Annotated in this window: 16 protein-coding genes and 1 pseudogene; 4 read left to right on the top strand and 13 right to left on the bottom strand. The window is 49.9% G+C overall.

Translation table 11 applies throughout. The features are described 5' to 3' along the window. Positions 1 to 32 precede the first annotated feature (32 nt). From H8790_RS03730 to H8790_RS03760, 7 genes are all read right to left on the bottom strand, one after another. Positions 33 to 950 carry a DUF2971 domain-containing protein gene (locus H8790_RS03730; protein ID WP_187333621.1) on the bottom strand — a complete coding sequence of 306 codons (918 nt, stop codon included), beginning with the start codon at positions 948 to 950 and terminating at the stop codon, positions 33 to 35. A gap of 9 nt (positions 951 to 959) precedes the next feature. After that, positions 960 to 2,432, bottom strand: a complete 1,473-nt coding sequence (locus tag H8790_RS03735) for a restriction endonuclease subunit S (RefSeq protein WP_187333622.1) — start codon at positions 2,430 to 2,432, stop codon at positions 960 to 962. Further along, entirely contained in the window at positions 2,429 to 3,949 is a 1,521-nt protein-coding gene (locus H8790_RS03740; RefSeq protein ID WP_187333623.1) for a class I SAM-dependent DNA methyltransferase, read from the bottom strand. Before H8790_RS03740 ends, H8790_RS03735 begins: the two co-directional genes overlap by 4 nt. 15 nt (positions 3,950 to 3,964) lie before the next feature. After that, on the bottom strand, positions 3,965 to 4,477 hold the full coding sequence (locus H8790_RS03745; RefSeq protein WP_207724196.1) for a hypothetical protein: 513 nt from the start codon (positions 4,475 to 4,477) through the stop codon (positions 3,965 to 3,967). Next, on the bottom strand, positions 4,478 to 6,814 hold the full coding sequence (gene hsdR, locus H8790_RS03750; RefSeq protein ID WP_187333624.1) for an EcoAI/FtnUII family type I restriction enzme subunit R: 2,337 nt from the start codon (positions 6,812 to 6,814) through the stop codon (positions 4,478 to 4,480). Next, positions 6,811 to 7,074 (bottom strand): helix-turn-helix domain-containing protein, encoded by a 264-nt coding sequence (locus H8790_RS03755; protein ID WP_318646862.1) that lies wholly within the window; start codon positions 7,072 to 7,074, stop codon positions 6,811 to 6,813. The genes hsdR and H8790_RS03755 overlap by 4 nt, the downstream gene beginning before the upstream one ends. Before the next feature lie 200 nt (positions 7,075 to 7,274). After that, entirely contained in the window at positions 7,275 to 10,289 is a 3,015-nt protein-coding gene (locus H8790_RS03760) for a DUF4268 domain-containing protein (protein WP_187333626.1), read from the bottom strand. Positions 10,290 to 10,552: 263 nt separating this feature from the next. Between H8790_RS03760 and H8790_RS03765 the strand changes: the two genes are divergently transcribed. Both H8790_RS03765 and H8790_RS03770 read left to right on the top strand, forming a co-directional pair. Then, a complete protein-coding gene (locus H8790_RS03765; RefSeq protein WP_187333627.1) occupies positions 10,553 to 11,023 on the top strand; it encodes an RNA polymerase sigma factor in 471 nt (156 codons plus the stop codon). Further along, on the top strand, positions 11,020 to 11,682 hold the full coding sequence (locus H8790_RS03770; RefSeq protein WP_187333628.1) for an anti-sigma factor family protein: 663 nt from the start codon (positions 11,020 to 11,022) through the stop codon (positions 11,680 to 11,682). Before H8790_RS03765 ends, H8790_RS03770 begins: the two co-directional genes overlap by 4 nt. 56 nt (positions 11,683 to 11,738) lie before the next feature. On the opposite strand, the gene H8790_RS03775 is transcribed toward H8790_RS03770, so the two are convergent. The 4 genes from H8790_RS03775 to H8790_RS13855 form a co-directional block, all read right to left on the bottom strand. After that, positions 11,739 to 12,059 carry a DUF6809 family protein gene (locus tag H8790_RS03775; protein ID WP_318646869.1) on the bottom strand — a complete coding sequence of 107 codons (321 nt, stop codon included), beginning with the start codon at positions 12,057 to 12,059 and terminating at the stop codon, positions 11,739 to 11,741. A 48-nt stretch (positions 12,060 to 12,107) separates the two neighbouring features. After that, the gene (locus H8790_RS03780; protein ID WP_187333629.1) at positions 12,108 to 13,076 is read right to left on the bottom strand and encodes a tyrosine-type recombinase/integrase; all 969 of its coding nucleotides are present in this window, start codon (positions 13,074 to 13,076) and stop codon (positions 12,108 to 12,110) included. Then, positions 13,073 to 13,531: a site-specific integrase gene (locus H8790_RS13850; protein ID WP_243208560.1), complete on the bottom strand. Its 459-nt coding sequence runs from the start codon at positions 13,529 to 13,531 to the stop codon at positions 13,073 to 13,075. Before H8790_RS13850 ends, H8790_RS03780 begins: the two co-directional genes overlap by 4 nt. 95 nt (positions 13,532 to 13,626) lie before the next feature. Next, a complete protein-coding gene (locus H8790_RS13855; RefSeq protein WP_243208561.1) occupies positions 13,627 to 13,782 on the bottom strand; it encodes an N-terminal phage integrase SAM-like domain-containing protein in 156 nt (51 codons plus the stop codon). Positions 13,783 to 14,286: 504 nt separating this feature from the next. On the opposite strand from H8790_RS13855, the gene H8790_RS03790 reads away from it, so the two are divergent. Both H8790_RS03790 and H8790_RS03795 read left to right on the top strand, forming a co-directional pair. Beyond that, positions 14,287 to 15,201, top strand: coding sequence for a DNA-methyltransferase (locus tag H8790_RS03790; RefSeq protein ID WP_187334220.1), 915 nt, complete (start codon positions 14,287 to 14,289; stop codon positions 15,199 to 15,201). Beyond that, on the top strand, positions 15,198 to 16,940 hold the full coding sequence (locus H8790_RS03795) for a DGQHR domain-containing protein (protein ID WP_187333630.1): 1,743 nt from the start codon (positions 15,198 to 15,200) through the stop codon (positions 16,938 to 16,940). Before H8790_RS03790 ends, H8790_RS03795 begins: the two co-directional genes overlap by 4 nt. Before the next feature lie 427 nt (positions 16,941 to 17,367). Here H8790_RS03795 and H8790_RS03800 read toward each other — a convergent pair. Then, positions 17,368 to 18,786: pseudogene (locus H8790_RS03800) on the bottom strand (tyrosine-type recombinase/integrase). After that, a complete protein-coding gene (locus H8790_RS03805) occupies positions 18,750 to 19,757 on the bottom strand; it encodes a tyrosine-type recombinase/integrase (RefSeq protein ID WP_243208562.1) in 1,008 nt (335 codons plus the stop codon). Before H8790_RS03805 ends, H8790_RS03800 begins: the two are co-directional and overlap by 37 nt. Between the last annotated feature and the right edge of the window lie 130 nt (positions 19,758 to 19,887).

Raw genomic sequence — 19,887 nt, forward strand, 5'->3', positions numbered from 1 at the left:
TACCAGCTTTTCTACAATGTAGTTGCATTGACCTAATATTCTTCACCAAACTTCGAAACAACTTTTTTATTTAGACAATAAGTAATAGGGTCTTTTTCCATTTTATAGAGGTCGATTCTGTTAGTAGAGCAATAATCTGTTACTTCCCGCTCAAATTCTGGTTGTGCCGCACATCCGAGAATGATGGAGCTTGGTGGGATCATATCAAGCAATGCTCCTTTTTTGTCTGCATTCCATTGATCACCACAAGCTTTTTGATTTCGGATAATTCTCCACTCTTGTTCGTAGCCCCACTCAGGTGATTTTGAAGTGAGGCTTTGAATAAAAAGTTTCATTGTGTCGTTTTCAATACTTTGTGGATTAAGAAAATCAAAACATGTTCTTTTTCCAGAATATATTACCGGAACTGCTGTAAATTTTAGCATATTATTTATTGCCAATAGATCATACTCCACACAAATCCCTCGGTGATTATTTGCATAATGCGCCCACATCAGCAAAGAGTTTTCCGATTCACTAAGACAGGAAACTCCAGTTGTGTCTCTCAATTCATTAAATTGGGCTCGCAGTTCTCGAAGCTGCTGATTCATCGTTGCCCGAAAATTTTTCCACGCATTGCTCCCTGGACGGATTCCTCGATTGTCTGGAAACAATTTTAATGCTTCGTCAAAAACTTTTTTATCATCAATAGAAATGTCACAGTCAAACACATCGTTGAAATTACATGGTGCGGAGTACCACATTTTATTCTTTTTAACAGCATTGACCTTTTCGGGTGTATCACTATAATATTTGTACAATGAGGCAGGCGCACAACATTGATAATAATATCCGATTTCTGCATAAGCATGAGCCTTTTCAACTGGATTCCCTGTCATTGCAGTAAGGATTGCCGTATGTAATGCAATTTTCCATTCATCCTGTTCGTATTCTTTTTCTTGATTTTCCATCGTAACGCCTCACTTCAACCGCTCACATAGCGGCAGCAGCTGTTCCAGCTTTTCTACAATGCGTTTTTGCTCGGCAAGGGGTGGGAGGGGAAATGCTATTTGAGACAATATTTCTATATTAATATTTTTTTGTGCTGTTGAACGAGACAGTTTATCAAGAATCGTTTTATAGCACATTAGTCCGTACATAAAAAACTCATTCGACATAATAGGCTTATAGGCATTAAACCCCACTACACTATCCGGAAAGCAAGAGTCAAAGTCTAAAATTGCAACATCACCGATATTTGCTGCAATAGTAAGGCAAACTGTACCCGATGGCCAGATTCTACTTTGCGCAACACCTTCTTGATTGTACATAGTTGACCAACAAAAAATATGACCATTAGCTCTGGCAACATCTCCAGTTTGAATAAATGGAAATGTCCCATTTATAAACAAATTCGGATCATTTCTTGGCCGTTTTTGAGATCGTCCTCGACTTAATTCGCCAATTTGTTGCAGCCTTACCCACTTCCAGCTCTCCGGAATATCAAAGGGCTTTTCGTCCTCGGTGATTTCGGGCAGGGGCTTTTCCTTTTTGATTTTCTTCTCGGCAATCAGCCGCTGCTTTTCCTGCTGAATCTCGGCAAAGAGTTCCTCTGCCGTACCTTCTTCGGGGCGCTGTTCCACCAGCTTGCCCTGAATGGCGTACTGCAAGAGGGATTTTTTCATATCCTCCGGGAAGCGGCTGTTAAACTGCTCCAGCTTGCTCCATGCCTGCTCGTAGCGATCAATATAGGGCAGCAGTTCCTCGATTTTAGCAATAATCCGCTTTTGCTCAGCAAGGGGTGGGAGGGGAAAACAACACATAGAGAGATAATCTTTGTGTATTCTCTGCTGTCCTGCTGTTCCAGTAAAAGATTTCACTCCATTTTCAATAAAATAGGCAGACTTAAAAAACCATAGCAAAAAATCTCGTGATAGCAAATCATTTACAACCCGAACAATGGATAGTTCAGTTGTACCTGCACCACAGCCGTTTTTCAGATTGCGAAAAACGACGGATTTTCTATTTTGGAAACAAGGCGTTATTTTGGCAATGCCAATATCTCCATCCGCAAAATGAGTGAATCCTTTTTTGATGTCACCCCATTTTTTAATCTCAAAGGAATGGTTGTTACGATAACCATCATCCACCAATGCCATAGGGATAAAAGAAACTTCAAGTTCATCCGATAAATCATTTTTCGGATTTAAGCAGACAATTTTCTGAACCCTCACCCATTTCCAACTCTCTGGAATGTCAAAGGGCTTTTCATCCTCGGTGATTTCGGGCAGGGGCTTTTCCTTTTTGATCTTCTTCTCAGCAATCAGCCGCTGTTTTTCCTGCTGAATCCGGGTAAAAAGTGCCTCCGCTGTCCCTTCTTCGTGGCGCTGCTCCACCAGCTTGCCCTGGATAGCCAACTGCAAAATGCTGTTTTTCAGTTCCTGTGGGGTCATTCAGCGTTCCCTCCCAGCAGGTTGGTGATCTTAGCCAGCACCCGGTCGATTTCCGCATTGAGGGAGGATCGCTGCTCCTCATACCGATGGATCAAATCCATGGGGGCCAGGATTTCTTCCTCCTCATGGGGATAGCCACACTGGTCCAGGTTATAGCCCAGCTCCTCTGTGAGCTGCTGGGCGGTGAACTTCTTCGCCTTGTCAAAGCCGTCCTCGGTGATCTCTTGCCGGTTGTTCCACCACTCTACCACCGGAGCAAAGTGATCCAGCAGCATAGGCTTTGTTTTGGAGAAGTGCTTGTACCCCTCCGACATATCCAGCCGGTAGAACCAGGTCTCCTGGGTGGGGCCGGTTCGGTCAAAGAACAGAATGTTGGTGGTGATGGAGGTATACGGCGAGAATACGCTGCCGGGCATACGGATCACCGTGTGCAGATTGAACTCAGAGAGCAGCTTCTTCTTGATATTCACCTTGGCGTTATCGGTACCGAAGAGGAACCCGTCCGGCAGGATCACTGCCGCCCGGCCATTCTCTTTCAGGCGGTACATAATGACCGACATGAAAAGGTCCGCCGTCTCACTGCTGGCCAGATCCGCAGGAAAGTGATTTTTTACCTCAGCTTTTTCGCTGCCGCCATAGGGAGGATTCATCAGCACCACATCAAACTGGTCCCGCTGGGTGTAGTCCAGCACATCCCGGAGCAGGGCATTGTCGTGGTACACTCTGGGCACATCCAAGCCATGGAGCAGCAGATTGGTGATACAAAGCATATAAGGGAACTGCTTCTTCTCGATGCCGTAGATGGAGCCGCCGTACTTTTTGGCGTCGGTAGTGCTCTTTACCTGCTTTTGCAGTTCTTTCAGCCAACTGATAAGAAAACCTCCGGTGCCGCAGGCAAAGTCGGCCATCTGCTCTCCAATCTGCGGACGAATCATCTGGGCCATAAAGTCGGTGACCGCTCGGGGGGTGTAGAACTCACCGGCAGAACCGGCGCTTTGCAGTTCCTTTAGAATGGTCTCATAGATCTCACCAAAGGCGTGGCTCTCCTCGTAGTCGCTGAAATCCAACTCGTCGATCACATTCAGGACCTGCCGCAACAGAACGCCGTCCTTCATGTACTGATTGGCATCGGCAAAGGTGGTCTGAACGATGGCTTTTCGGATGGGCGTGTCCGCATCCACCTCGATGCCTTCCACCAGAATTGTCCCGTTGGAGTCCTTCACATCTTTTCCCTTAAGGACAGGAAAGAGGGTGTTATTGACAAAGTCCAACAGGTTGTCGCCGGTCATGGCATTGCCGGATTTATCGTCATGGGCCCAGTTAGCCCAGCGGCATGGTTCCGGGATGATGGACTGATAGTCCTCCTCATCCCACTCCCAGTCCTGTTCCTTGGCGTCATATACTTTCAAGAACAGCATCCAGGCAATCTGCTCAATGCGCTGGGCATCACCGTTGATGCCCGCGTCATTGCGCATAATGTCCCGCAGCCGCTTTACAAATCCAGATAAGTTGCTCATTGTGGTGTTCCCTCTCTACCGTCCATAAGTTTCAAACATATATTGCGCCCGTTCCTCTGTGAACTTCCATTCCTCGGGAATACGGTCTATGGTGCCGCTACCAGCCGCGCGCGGTCCCCATTTATGATATTCATACAGAATGGTTTCACCCCGCCCTCCGGCAGAAGCAGTCATCACTTCCGCAATCTCAGCGGGAGAGGCCAAATACATCCGGGGCATTTCATTTTCTGCGGTTCCCTGAAATTGAACCAGACAGAAAATGGTCTTTTTGTGATGGCCGTCCAGCCACTTTTGGATGGCCTCATGATAGTCATAGCCTTTTTTATAGTTCTGGGTTAAACCCCATCCGCCGTCCTGGCTGCCTTTCACCGAGATTTTCAGCATTTTCTCTCCGGAGGCGGCAATCAGATCATACTCCGGCTGGTTGGCTCCATATTGAACGGACACATCGTATCGAAACCTCGCAAATTGTGCCGCAGCAAACGCCTCGGCCGCCACACCAACATGCCATGATGTCATTTTCTGCATTTATATGACCTCGTCCATATAGATTGCCTGCTCCAACTCCTGAACTGCCTTCAAATACCCCTGTTTGCCGCCAAAATATCCGGCTATCTTTGCAGGTTTTCCCAGTTTCAGGAACGGATCAAGCTTCAAAATCTCCGTTTTCTCGATTTCATAGATACCTGTGTTCATGTACTTGTCCAGCAGTGCTTCCAGCACCTCACGGGCAACGCCGCTGTACTTGCTGAAAAAGTCCCGCTTTTTGACATTGTTGGCCCGCTCCTTCCGGGTCAGAGGCTTTTTGTCAAAGGCCACATGACAGATGAAGTCAAAGTCATCCACATCGACCATCCCCTGATCCGCTTTCAGCAGTTCCAAATCAATGCCCCGCTCCCGGAGCAGATCCCGAATCTGCTCCTTTTTTTCTTGGGCACTCCACTGGCGGATGAAGTTGTCCAGAGACGCATACTCTCCACGGATATTCTCCTTGGTGTAGTCCACAACGCTCTCCTGTCGAAGAAGTTTCCCATTGGCGTCGTAGACGGAGACCGTCTTATGGATAATCTCCACCTTGCAGCCGTTGCGATCTACGATGGGCTTGGGACTTTGCGGCGGAGGGTCACCACCAGGGGGATCTCCTGCACCGTCAGGCGGAGTCGCCGGTTTCGTACCTCCTGTACCAAAGCCAGGGTCCATCTCAATGGGGCCGTCCCACTCCGGGTCGGCGAACAGCCGCGTTACATTGCGGAAATCCATCACAACAAAATGGGTCTTTCCATCTTGCTCCCGCAGGCGGGTGCCGCGCCCGATGATCTGCTTAAACTCAGTCATAGAGCCAATCATCTCATCCAGAACAATCAACTTTGTCATCTTACAGTCGGCCCCAGTAGAGAGCAATTTAGAAGTAGTTGCAATAACCGGATATTGGGCAGACACTGAGATAAAATAACTCAGTTTCTTTTTGCCATACTCATCGCTGCCGGTAATTCGCACCACATAATCAGGGTTCTGCTTGACCATGTCCGCATTCAAATTGACCAGCGCCACCCTCATTCGCTCAGCGGCATCTTCCGTTGCGCAGAACACGATCGTCTTGGCCATACGATCGGTGCTTTTCAGGTAGCGCGTGATTTCGGCAGCCACCTGCTGAATGCGGTCTTCAATGATAATGTTATAGTCGTAGTCGCTGTTGGTATAAATCCGATCCGGGATCTCATTGCCGTAGATGTCCCGCTGTCCCTTTCGGGGACGCCAGCCATCGCCAATGTCCGTCATGACATTGATCACCTTGAAGGGCGCAAGGAATCCATCCTCAATGCCTTCCTTCAAGCTGTATGTATAGACTGGCTCCCCGAAATAGTGCAGATTGGAAATATACTTGGTTTCCTTGGGGGTGGCCGTCATACCGATCTGGGTGGCAGACTGGAAATATTCCAGAATCCTGCGCCAGCGGCTTTCCTCCTTAGCCGAGCCTCTGTGACACTCATCCACAATGATCAGATCAAAGAAATCCGGCTGGAACAGTTCACTAAAATGTTCCTTATCGTCATCCCCTACAAGTTGCTGATACAGAGAGAAATACACTTCGTGGGAGGTAATGGTGCTCGGATCATCCTTTGCCACATTGATTTTATGGATCGTCTTTTCCAATGGAGCAAAGTCCTGCAGGATGGATTGATCCACCAAAATATTGCGGTCTGCCAGATAGAGCACCTTTCGCTTCATTCCACTTTTCAGCAAGCGGTAGACGATTTGAAATGCGGTATAGGTTTTTCCAGTACCGGTGGCCATGACCAGCAGCAACCGCTGCTGGCCGCGGGCGATGGCATCTATTGTACGGTTGATGGCGATCCGCTGGTAATACCGGGGCGGATAGGTATTCTGGCTGGTATAGTACGGCTGGTCGATTGCAATTTCCTGGGCATTTGTCAGGCCGGATTCTTTTTTATAGCGTGCAATGAGCTCCGCTTCTGTAGGAAATTCGTTAAGGCCAAACTCACGCTCTTTCCCCGTAAGAAAATCATGCTCGGCAAACCCGTCTCCGTTGGAGCTGAACGCAAACGGCAGATCCAGCATTTTGGCATACTCCATCGCTTGCTGAAGGCCATGAGAAATACTGTGGTTGTTGTCTTTCGCCTCAATCACCGCAATGGGGTTGTTGGCGCTCAGATATAGCAGATAATCAGCCCTTTTCGGCTTTTCACGGAAGACAAAGTTCCCCTTGAGGTTGATCTTGCCGTCGGTGATCTGTGTCTCCATGGTGATCTTCCCGATGCTCCACTTGGAGGTCACAGCGGGCGTGATGTACTGGAGCTTAATATCCTCCTCTGTCATGCTTTTCTTGGGTAAAACAGGACTCATCCCTGGGACCCCCTTTTCTGTAAATCGCTCTCTGGAATAATCTCCAGAATATCATCTACCGTACAATTCAGCACCGTACATATCTTTACGAGAACATCGACACGAACATCCTCATTCCGTCCGAGGCGGGCCATGGCATTGGTAGTAATGTTCGCTTCCTTGCAAAGCTGCGTCTTGTTCAGTCCTCTGTCAATCAAGAGTTTCCAAAGTTTGTTATAACAGACAGCCATATTCCGCCTCCACTTGACTGAAAAACTCATAAACTCACTTTATTTCAGTATAACAGAAAGCAAAATTTCTTCAAGGAATTCTTGAAAATATCAAGAAGACTCTTATTCGATAGACTGGCAGATATAAAAACATCCGCCGCAGAAAGAAATCTCTGCGACGGATGTTTGGTTCGGCAAGTTCAGGCTGCTAAATACGATTTTCCCGCTGATTCGTGGTTTCCAGCAATGAATCACATCTCGACCAATCTATGTTTTAGTTCATCCTCAAAGGCTCGCACCTTTTCCATGCACAAGTCCAATTTTTCAAAAATCTCCTCTTTATCAACGGACTCACTGATGCACACGCTCTCCGTGCGGAAAATCGTCCACCACTTCCATCCGTCCTTTCTGGGGCGGACAATGGGCAAGGTGCTGACACGGGCGCAGGTTTCCCAAAAGTCCTCCGTTGCGTTCTTTGAACTAAGGGCCAGTTGAATATGTATCTTGTCTCCCGTCCGGTTGACGATTTCGTAGAAGTAATGGTTCTCCGTGCTCCAGCCACTGGGAGCACCGGGAAGGTCCGGAAAGATTTCCGACATCTTATCCGTTGTAAAGCGGGTCAGGGTACGGTTGCACTTCGCCAGATTTTCCTTTACTTCCGGCCGGCTTACAGTCCACTCCCGTAGGATACCGGCAATCTCGGAAAGGCGCTGCCCCAGTGCATCCTCGCTCTGCAAATATGGGAGGACCGCATTGCAGATGGCATCACTCCATTCCGCATGGAACTTTGCCATACGGAGCCAGTCTCCCTCATCCACAATACTCACATCTTTCAGCTCATAAGAAATCCAAGACGCTTTATACTGGTCGGCCCGTACCCAATTCAGGGAGACTCCCAGTTCTTCCTCAATTTCGTCCTTATGGCTGTACAGCAAATCAAAGGAGGCCTTATTCCATGCGGCATCGCTGCTTCCCAAATAGAAGTCGATCCGTGCTCCGTCATAATTGGCGATACACTGAACCGAGCATCCACTGATGCCAAAGAATCCGGCCACGGTATTGGATGTGCCAGAGCTGACATTGCTGAAACTGCCCCGGTGCATATGCTGCTTCTGAATGAGTGGCAGGGCATAAGTCCAGTACCGCCTGCGAAGTTCAAACCGGCTGGCCTCCGCCATTTTTTCGCTGTCCGGATCTTTCAGGTAAAACACCAACTCCATGGGGTCTACATCATAAAGGGCAAACAGCCGCCGCAGTATCGACAGTTTCAGTGCTGTGCTGGTGTTCTTCTCGAAATAAACCGTGTTGTCAATTTGCAGCGCACCGCGCAGCTCACTTCCGGTACCTGAGACATACCCCGCCAGGTCCGTCGCCTGATCCGTGCTGCACGCCAAAGTTGAAAGGACAGACTTATCTTTCTGGTGCAGGAACTTTACCACATGTTCAAACATATCTGTCCAACTGGCTGCGGGCTGCTCCATATTCAGCAGGCTGTATTTCACAATCTCCCGGCCGGTGAGATCCACATCCTCATCATCCAGAGTGCAAGAATCAAACTCCTTTTCCGCCGGCTTGAAGTCCGTCTGCGGGCAGGGCCAGATCTGGAGAGCCCGGGCAACCATCTCGCTGCTTCGTTCCTCCAACTCTGGCAGGCCCCAGGCATCCTTCTGCCCGATTTTCTGGTTCATCCGCAAACCGCTGTCTTTATACCCCTTCTTCTCGTCCCGCTTTTCCCGGAAACTCTTATTGCTGAGATTGGGGTTGTAGCCAGTCAGCGTCAGGTTGGCCAGGCGGTGCAGCCATGTCGCATGGATCTCCGATGCATTGGGTCCCAGCTCCTCCGTCCAGGCCGGCGTCAGGTGCTGAGGCATGATGTGCTCAATGCTGTGCTCATTGTCGTCTAAATGGGCGTAGACATCCTTGGTCTCCACGGTACCGAAGTTCTCAAACCGCTCAAACAGATATGCTTTGTATTTGCCCCGCATCAAATAGATCTGCTTAACCGCCAGGGCATCGGAAAATTCCCGGTCATCCGGGAAGCGCCCGCTCTCCCGCTTGGCTCGCAGAGCATAGATGCATTTGTCTACATAGTTATCGGCAGTATTGTCGTAGCGCAGGATCTCCTTATTCAGCGTCAAGAACACCTTGTTCAACGCATTGGTGGGAACTTCACAGATGTTCCGCCGGAAGAGGTAGTTCTCCGTGATCTCGAAAACATCCCGCACCGTTTCTACGGAGAGTTTGCCATCCTGGTTCAGCCGCAACACCTCCATCAGGAAGGGGCGGGTCACTGTGATCTCCAGGCGGGCCATGCGGTACAGGCAGTTATCCAGCCGTTTCTCTCCCAGCCCGCTTTTACAAGTCAGAAGCTTTTCAAAGAGCCGTGCATACTTCAAAAGGTCCTCCAGCAGTGCCTCAATGGGCAGCTGAATCCCCTCCACATATCGCTTGAACGCCTGGTAGATCGTGTTGACATTGGGAGTCATCTGCTGTTTGATACTGAGATAGTCCCGAACAAAAGCGCTGACATCATTCCGGGTGCATTTCTCAATTTTCTCCCAGTACTCGGTGTAGTATTTGCTCTGCTCTTTGGGCGGAAGGCCCATGAGGATGTAATTGCGGATTTTATCCCCTTCCGCCAGAGCCAGGCCGGTGGAGTTCAGGCTTTCAAAGATCAACTGGGCATTGTCGTCCGGTTCCAGCGTGATGCTGATGATCTCCAGCTTGCCAATGGCGGCATACATCTCATCAACGGCAACCTCTTCCTTCAGCAGAATATCCCTGAAAAACAAATAGTTGAGGGTCAGGTTGGAGGTGCGGTCATAGTCCTCCTCCGGGCCGAACAATCTGGCAAGGGCCTCCCGGTCACTCTTGACGGGACAAAGCTTGATCTTGTCGTCCTCGCCGGCCCAGGGTGCAATGAGAAAGCGGTGGCTGATCTGCTCATCCAGCCGCGCCTCCCGGGATGTCAGTTTTCCCTTTGCGATCAGATTGCTGATAGCCAGGAGCAACAGCGAGACGGTGGTCAGGCGCTGCTGTCCGTCTATGATGTGATACTCAATTTTGCTCCCGTTGGGGACTACCGATGAGACAATGCTCCCGAAGAAATGGCTGGATCGGCCAGCCTGTATGACCTTCTTGAGGTCCTCATAGAGTTGGCGGCAGTTCTCCTGCCTCCAGTCATATTTCCGCTGGTAAACCGGGATCACATACCGTTTGTCTGCACCTTCCATGAACGAGGTCATTCTCGTCTCTGAGCCCTTCATGAAGTGTCCTCCTCTTTCTTCCGGCAGGTCTTTCGCTGTAAAATTTCATTTAGAAGTATAGCATATCTTCAAGAAAGTATCTACCAGCACATCCTCAGATTTCATTCTATTCCCAAGCGGTGCGGCTATCATTTGCTTTTCATCATTCACTATTTCAAAAACGAGCGGCAGAGTTGTTCTCTCCAGAAAATAAAAAGGCAGTACCAATTTTGTAACAACCCGCATTCATGCGCGTCATATAGGCAGAAAGCGAGGTGGTGTGGATGGATTTTGACCAACTGTACAAGGAGCAGTTCCCCGTAGTGTACCGCTATCTGACAGGACTCAGTGGAAACCAAGCGTTGGCGGAAGAATTGACCCAGGAGACCTTCTGCCGTGCCATTGAACACAGCGCCTCTTTTCAAGGAAAATGCCGTCTGTCCGTATGGCTGTGCCAAATTGGGAAGAACTGTTGGCTTTCCTACTTGAGAAAGGCAAAACGGCAGGCTGGAGACGAAGCCCTGGAGCAGATGACCTCCCCTCAGAATGTAGAAGAGGATCTGCTCATCCAGGAAAATGCTCGCCAGATCCACCAGCGACTCCATGCTCTGCCAGAGCCATATCGGGAGGTGTTTACCCTGCGGGTTTTTGCGGAACTGCCCTATATGCAGATCGGTGAATTGTTCGACAAATCTGAAAACTGGGCCAGAGTGACTTATTATCGTGCGAAACAGAAAATCAAGGAGGGGTTATGATGAAATGTGATATCATCCGCGACCTGCTGCCCCTGTACTGCGACGGGCTGTGCAGCGAGGCCAGCAAGCAAGAGATCGAAGCCCATGTGGTACAATGCCAGGAATGCCGCACCTGCTTGGCGGAAATGAAAGAGGAGGCTCCCGTCCTATCGCTCTCTCAGGAGTCGGAAACGGAAGCCCGTGTTCTTCAGGGAGTGAAGAAGAAGTTTTCCCGTGGGCGCCGGTGGGCGGTCCTGCTTGCTGTGGCCGTCATGCTGATCTTCTCTATTGTTTTGGCGGGGGCAGCCGATGTCCCACAGCCGGTATCCTATACGGACGGTCTGGTAACGGCAGAGCTTGCGGTGGATGAAGTGATCGACCTCTACTATCACGGCGGGAGCTACGATTCTTTCCATGGCTTCAGCCGGGAGGTGGACGGACGGAATGCTGTTTTCCTCTATTTTGACCGTACCCTTCGCTCGGATGTGATGCCGAACCGTGAGGGACATTTGTGCATCGGCAACGGGCTGCTGACCGACTTTGAGACAGCCACCTATCAGGTGGAGCGGCAGGTGGATGCGGTCTACTATTTGGTGGGAGATTATTTACAGCTCCCCGGTCTGGCGCAGGCCGAATTTGAGCAGGCCGTGGCGGATGCGGTCCTTCTGTGGGAACGCTGAACCAAGCCCACACGCAGAATGCCTGGGCAGCTTTTCGAGGGCTGCCCAGGCTCATTTTATATTTCGTCATCCCATACACAACGAGCGCCCGTTCTCCTGGTCCGATAGGAGAATGAGCGCTCGTTTTCCTCATTTTGCAGTTCTATTGAGAGCCTCCACGCCAGTTCAAAGCCAGCCATAAAACTGTCGAGGGAGGTCTGTTCTGTGATATAGTTTTGGGCGTCGATAATCCGCAGCACCAGTTTTCGTTCCGGCTTTTCCAAAGCTGCAATCAATGCTTTGTGGCACTCCTCCACTTCGTTCTCCTGTTCGTCAAGCTCCGGGCGGACATAAAAGTAATCATACAGCTCTTTGAGCAGTTTGTTTTCCACCGTCATCATCTCCTTGCGACCCAAACATATACCACACCTTCCGCAGAATATCCATCAGAATTTCAGAAGATTATCCAGAATATTTGCCGCTTCCCTAAGATCTTCCGTGGATGTTTCATTGGGCTTGCTTTCGCTTTTGGCGGCAGTATGGGCCAGGTATGGTGCATAGTTCTGCCGCGTCATTGCGATCCTGAAGTGGCCCAGCATCTGAGAAACTTCTTTCATGTCCATTCCGTTTTGCAGGGACAGGACGGCGCAGGTGTGCCGGAGATCCGCGAACCGGATGTGATCCAGCCCGGCCTCTTTGATGATCTCATTGTGCAGCCGGCGCACCATCTGGGGTGAGTAGGGCCTCTGGGTGGCCGGGTGCATGAACATGAGCGGACTTCCTGGGTGTTTAGCGTGTTCCAGGCGCAGGAGTTCAACCGCTTCCGGGGTCAGACTGACGATCCTGGTGCCGCCTTCGTACTCCACCAGTTCCCGCCGTTCCACCGAGCGTTTCTCAGTGATGGTCAGCGTCCGCTTCTTCGTGTCCAGGTCGCTCCACTTCAGGGCAATCAGTTCGCCTTGCCGAAGTCCTGCTGTCAGCGCCAGCAGGAACATGGGGAGGTGACCCAGCCGCTCTGCCGCGTCCAGATAGTCCTCCACTTCTGCTGGCGTCAGCACATTGGCGCTGACCTTCTTGGGCTTTGGGTAGTGAAACGCTCGGGCGGGATTTTCCGTTATCAGGCTATCTCGCATCGCTTGATCCAGACATTGCTGGAGTAGGCGGTGAATGTGCCGCATGGTATGCTCCCCCAGCCCTGGGTATTCAGGGCTTTCCGGGCGATGACCGCCAAAGTGCCTTCGTTCCTCCAGGAAATCTCCCACCTGTTCTGCGGTCAATTCAGAGAGCGGGATCTCTCCAAGTCCGGGGAGAATGTGGTTCTTGAAGATGTAGCCATGAGCTGCGTATGTGGTCGGACGGCTCTGGCTCTTGTCGTAGACCTCCTGCCAGTTGAGGATATACTTTCTCAGCGTCATATCCCCACCTCCATGCACTGGCGCTGCAGATTCCGGAAGGCCACCCACGGAAGCCCTGCTTGTTTCAGAATCCGCTTGTGCAGATAGTAGAACTCATGGAGATGATATGGCGCTCCGGTCTTGGGGTTGAGGAACACATAGAAGCCGGTTTCCGGTATCCGTCCCAGAAGATGCTCCGCTTTGCTGTTAAGGGTCAGCAGGCGCTGTCCCTTGAGAATGTACCGGCAGCGGATATGAAAATCGGCCCACGACAAGGTGATGAGTTCACATTGCCGCAGGCCGCTGGAGAGTCCTGTGTAGATGAGGGGGAGTGCGCCCAACTGTTCCGCCGCGTTCAGGTACCGCTGGATCTGCCCCAGGCGCAAAGGGGCTGTTTTATATGCTTCTGCTTGCGGTTCCCGGCAGAGTCGTACCGGGTTGTAGGGGATGCGCTGGTCACGGGCCGCTTCATCCATACAACGCCGTAGGAGCAGATGGACGCACCAGACGCTTCTGGCGCTGAGCCCCTGGCTCCGCAGGCTGTCATAGAAAATGGTGACGGTGTCTTCGGTCAGCTCCGCCAGCGGGATGCCCCGATTCTGGGGAGAATGTGGCGGTAGATCAGGTTTCGGTATCCGCCCACGGTGCTGCCGCTCCATCTGCCCCGGTTCTTGCAGAACCAACGGTCGCACCACTGGCCTACTGTGTAGCTGTTTTCGTTCTGCATATCGTCGCCTCCTTTTGGCAACCGAACAATACCACAGAAAGAGGGAAATAGCCACTGGTAAGAACTGAATTCTTTTAGAGTGAATCTTTAACTACACTCTGACGATACTGAACTGCTGATATCATTCGTTGCAATTTGCCTTTTTTAGTAGTAAATGATAAAATGTCTAACAAAAGGAGGTGCTGATATGGTCGGGAGGAAAGTGACTCACAAGGTTTATGGATGTGGGACGATTACTGAACTTACAAGTGCGTATCTCACCGTCAATTTCGGGGATAGCGAAAAGAAGATTTGAGATGCTTCTACGTGCAGTACGAAGGATTTTTGTATTGTTCGGAATGAAACTACTGGTATTGTTTTGAACAACAGTTCCGTTTTCTAAAATACACCAGCCTAAATATACAATTTTGTTGAATTTGCTGTCGATATAGAGTATAATTTTATTAATATAGGCGGTTTATGCCGTCAGCAATTTCCGTCAAAAAGGGGCCAATCGCTGTGAGCATGATACAAAAAGAATTTAACGAATCGAATAAGTTGACACTTTTCAATGGGGATTGCTCGAAACTCTTGAAGACTATTCCGTCGAATTCAGTAGATTTGATTATTACTTCCCCGCCGTATTGTATTGGAAAGGCTTATGAAGATCCCAGTGATGATATTGAAACGTTCAAAAAACAGCATGAGGATATTTTTGTTGACTTATATCGTGTGTTAAAAACAGGTGGAAGCATTTGTTGGCAAGTAGGTTATCACGTTTCAGATCAATGTGTCATTCCACTTGACTATATTGTATACGACATCTTCACCAGTAAAAGTGCCGGTTTTGAAAACCCGTTAATCTTGCGCAACCGTATTATTTGGACTTTTGGTCACGGACTAAATAGCACAAAACGCTTTAGCGGGAGACACGAAATAATCCTTTGGTTTACCAAGGGTGAACAAAGTGTGTTCAATCTTGATGATGTGCGGGTTCCACAAAAATATCCCGGAAAGAAGTCATATAAGGGTCCTAACAAGGGAAATCTTAGCGGGAATCCATTAGGAAAGAATCCTTCGGATGTTTGGGATATTCCTAATGTAAAAGCAATGCATGTTGAAAAAACAGATCATCCATGCCAGTTTCCTGTTGCCATTCCTCAGCGTCTTATTAGGGCACTTACTGCACCAAACGGCCTGATTCTCGATCCCTTTATGGGATCTGGAACTACAGGAGTAGCCGCATATATAGAGAACAGGCGATTTGTAGGTGCCGAAATTCTAAAAAAGTATTATGACATTGCCATAGACCGGCTTGAGGAAACTGTATGTGGAAATATTAAGATTCGTGAAGATAAACCTGTTGCCGAACCTAACACAAATACAGCTGTAGCGAAGCTCCCAGATGAATTTGCAAAGGCACGAGGGAAGATATTATGAAAACGAAGCGTACGAAGAAAAAACTGACCGCAGAGCAAAAGGCTGCACAATTGAAAAAGCACAAAGAACTTGCATTTAGAAAGAAAATTCACAGTAGTTTCACCGAAGCAGGTTTTACATATTTCTCCACACTGGGCAAGCATTTCTCGATCGGTACCCGGATTGTAGAATTAGACTATCTGTTTTTGCATGAAAATATCATCGTTATTTGCGAGGACAATACCAAGCAAAAGAAGGATATTAACCATATTAGGAACAAGAATGAAAGCTTTGCAGAAATCAGGAGTAATAAGACTGCTTTCCTTAGCTGGCTTGCAAGTACTTTTCCAGAAAAAGCAGCTATGGTAAAGCAATACCTTCCTGAGCGATACTTTTTGTACTACATTTATATTTCTCAAACAGAACTTGAGATTACAGAAGAAGAGAAAAAGAGATATAGTAATTTGCTTTTCTGGGATACTGAGACACTGTCCTTTTTTAATAGAATGGCTCAATGTATCCAGCATTCAGCTCGATATGAGATATTCCGCTATTTGGGGTTAAAGAATGACGAGATCGGATTCAGCGGAAGTGAAGGCGGAAAAACAACAATCAAAGCCCCCATCATCTATCCCCAGGATGCAACCGGTTTGCGTAACGGTGTAAGAGTCGTGTCGTTTATGATGTCTGCTGAAAAGTTGTTGCGCACCAGCTATGTTTTACGAAAAGATAGCTGGGAAGAATCCATGTTTTTGTATCAAAGATTGATCGAAAAAGATAAGGTAAAAAGTATCAGGGCGTTTTTAGCGCAAAAAGGTGAGGCATTTTACAATAATATCATTGTAGCCCTTCCTGACAACGTAACGTTCGAAGATGATACTGGAAATCCCATCTTAGTGGAGAATATTGGAGATTTCCAGCACTGTAAACTCGTTTTACCCGATGAAATGAATAGCATTTGTGTTATTGATGGACAGCATAGAATTTTTGCTCATTATGAAGCACCTATCACTGAAAAGTACGAGCTACAAATTGCGCCGTTAAGAAAACAACTGCATCTTTTAGTTACTGGACTAATTTTCCCCGCAGAGATGAAGGAGGCCGAACGCAAACAAATTCAAAGCCAGATTTTCTTAGATATTAATGATAATACTAAGAAAGTTGCTCCCAATGTACTCACGCATATTGAGATGGTTAAAGACCCATTCTCTGACATAGGTCTGGCACGTCGCGTAATTGAGCGACTAAATAAGAAGCGCGTATTCTTAAATTGCTTTGAATTATCTGCCCTTGATGAAAGCAAGATTAAAGTTGCGTCTATTATTAAATTTGCGCTTCGCTATCTGGTAACCACTACTCCTGCCGAAGAAAAGACAAGCTTATATGCTTACTGGCCGGGTGACAAGGAAGCGTTTCAGCAAAAGGACGAAACTGCTCTCAATGATTATATTGAGTTTTGCGCCAAAAGCATAGATTTGTATTTCTCGGCAATTAGGGACGCTTTTAAACTTGCTTGGAACGATCCAGCATCGAAAATTCTTTCCGTAATTTCTATCAATGGTTTTATCATTGCGTTTAATAGACAGTTGAATAAATACGGAGTTCGGGATTATCCGTTTTATAGCGGCTGCGTAAGAAAGCTATCTATTGATTTCTCAAAAGACGGTTTCCCTTATACATCAAGCCAGTATAGAAAGTTTTCTGGAAAGATACTCGCCGAAGCATTTGACTTTACTGATGAGGAATTAGAGACTACTTAATAACAAGCGCTGCGGCTACAGGGATATTTTTCAACTTGATATCAAATGTTTGATTTACGGTCGAAGTAAAGCATCTCATAATTTCATTATCAGACATATGCTCGTACACTGGGTTCGATTTGTAGAACTGACTGGCAAATTGTCGGAGTTGAAATAATTGCTTGTCTGTAATTGTGCTTAAATAAAAGTATAAGGACCCTCTAATCGACAGTTCAATTAGTTTATTCACTGTATTTCCCCCCAAATGATTTAACACTATTGCTGTTGATAGTATTATTCTGGTAGGAGCTTATATTCTACAATAATTTTTATATTAAGGGCAATGAGTATATGACGGTACTCATTGCCCTTTTAATAATTAACCTTTATGCCTGCCCCTCTTCCCCTCCGGAGACGCTCCATTTCCTTCGCCCAGATCCTTCAGCCGCTACACCTCCGCAATGTCAGCTTTCATCTCCACGATGAGCTGCTTTAATTTCTCCTCGCACTCCTCGCGGGTGTGGGCGTAGACGTTGCGGGAGTGCTTTTTGCCGTCCGGCCATTTGGGGGAGTAGCGCCCCTCGAACAGGTGGTCGTTGATTCCGGTGACGCAGCCGGTGCCGGGCTTGCGTTTGCGGCCCACGTAGGGCTTGAAATCGGTCATCCTCGGCTTTTCCGCTGTGGCCGGGGCAGTTTCCTGCCCCGGCGCCGAAGCGGCCTCCTGCGGCTCCACTTTGCCGATATCCCGGTCGATATTGGCGGCGGCCATGCGCTGCATATCGTCGGTGATGTGGGTGTAGATGTCCAGGGTGGTGGCTGCCGACACATGGCCCAGCATGGCGGAGAGGGTCTTCACATCCATGCCGTTCTCCAGCGCCAGTGTTGCGAAGGTGTGGCGCAAGTCGTGGAAGCGTACATGCTTGCACTCCGCGTGCTCCAGAATGAGCTGCAGCCTGCGCCGCACCACGCCGGGGGTGAGGGGGCAGTCCTCCTTCACCGGAGACGGGAACATCCAACGGGAGTCCACCGTTTTCTTGTACTCACGCAGCACCTCCACCACGGCAGGCGGCAGGACGATCTTGCGGATGGAGTTCTTGGTCTTCGGTGCGCTGACCTGAAGCTCACCCCGCACATCGTAGACCTGCTTGTTTATGCACGCCGGTCTTGAAGTTTAGGTCGTCCCACTGCAGCGCCATGAGCTCGCCCCGGCGCAGGCCGGTGGCCAAGTCCAGAAGGAACAACTCATAGTAACCCTCTGCCTTGGCCTGAATGAGAAACCTTGCAGCTCCTCTCGCGTCAGCACCTGCATCTCCCGCGCCTTCTTGGGCGGCAGCTTGCACCCAATGGCCGGGTTCACACGGATCAGCCCGTCCTGCACCGCCTTCTCCAGTGCGGAGCGGCAGGTGGCGTGGCACATACGCACCATCCGGTCGGACAGCCCTTCGCCATATTGTTCGGTGAAGCGCTTCCGGCCGTTTTTCTTGAGCCGCCCGTAAAACTGCTGCAGATCATTTTGCGTCAGCTTGTTCAGAGGAATGTCGCCGATCTCTGGAACGATGTGCAGGCGGATGCGGCTCTCGTAAGTCTCCTGGGTGGTGGGGCGGATCTTGGGCTTGGAGTAGTTCTCGTACCAGTATTCCATCCAGTCCCCGAAAGGTATCTCAGATCGCACCTTCTCCGGCTTCAGTCCGCCGCATTCCTCCTTGAGTGTTTGGAGTTTCTCCAGACACTCTTTCTTCGTTTTTGCGAGGACATTTTTCGTCTTGGGATATCCGTTGTCATCGTAGCCGATGACGACGCGGCCCTCCCAGCGCCCATCCTTGCGCTGTCTTACGGTTCCGTCGCCGGCCTTTCGTTTTCTTGCCACGGTTTCAACTCCTTTCCGAACAGGTCTTCCATGAAGCCGCCCACGATGCCAGAGGCTATCTTCTGCATATCCGATGTGACGTGGGTGTAGGTGTCCAGCGTGAAGGACGCATTGGTGTGGCCCAGGATGCCGGAGAGCGTCTTGGCGTCCACGCCGCTGGTAAGGGCGTGGGTGGCGAAGGTGTGACGCAGATCGTGGAAGCGGATGCTGGGCAGGCCCGCCTGCTGGAGCAGGGTCTTCATGTGGTGATAGGCTGCATTGGGATAGACGGGGTCCTCCGGCTTCACCGGGTCAGGGAAGATCCACGGACCGATGGCATCCGCCCTGCGCTGCCGCAGAATATCGGCCACGCTGTGGGGCAGGATGATGGTGCGCATGCCCTGGCCGGTCTTTGACTCGCCGGTGGTGTACTCGCCCTTGCGCTTGCTGTGGAGGGTGCGGCACACCTTCAGCGTCCCGGCCTCTCCGTCGAAGTCGCTCCATTGCAGACCACAGATCTCACCCCGCCGCAGGCCGGTCATCAGCTCCGTCTGGAAGAAGTCACGCCACAGCTCGTCCTGTTCCACTACCTCGAGGAAGGCGTCCAGCTCCGCGCTGGTGAGGATGCGCTTGGGCTTGTAGTTGGGCTTGGGCGCTGTCGTTCCCTCGGTGGGGTTGCGGGGAATGACATGAGCCTGCACTGCGTCTTTCAGCGCGGCGTGGAGCATGGAGTGGATGTGGCGGACCATGGAGTCGGAGAGCTGGTGGCCCAGCTCGGGATGCTCGTGGATGCGCCCATCCGTTTTCAGTCGGCGGTACATCCGCTGGACGTCCTGCTGGGAGATGAGGGAGATCTGCTTGTCGCCCAGCTGCGGTTTGATGTAGCTGTCGATGTAGCGGCGGTAACCGGTGAGGGTGCCGGGGCGCACCGTACCCGCCTTAAAAACGGGCCATGGGGCCGGTACGCCGTCGGTGAAAGCCCTTGCAAACACTGACTTTTTCGGATTTGGAGCGTCAAAAAGGTTCCGCAATCTGTAAAAGAGCGTCACCACGTCCCCGGTCAAAAACCCTTGAAAATGCCCGCACTGCGGGCATTTGTGGGGTGGACCGAGCCGCTAACGG

The sequence above is a fragment of the Oscillibacter hominis genome (assembly GCF_014334055.1).
GTDB lineage: Bacteria > Bacillota > Clostridia > Oscillospirales > Oscillospiraceae > Oscillibacter > Oscillibacter hominis.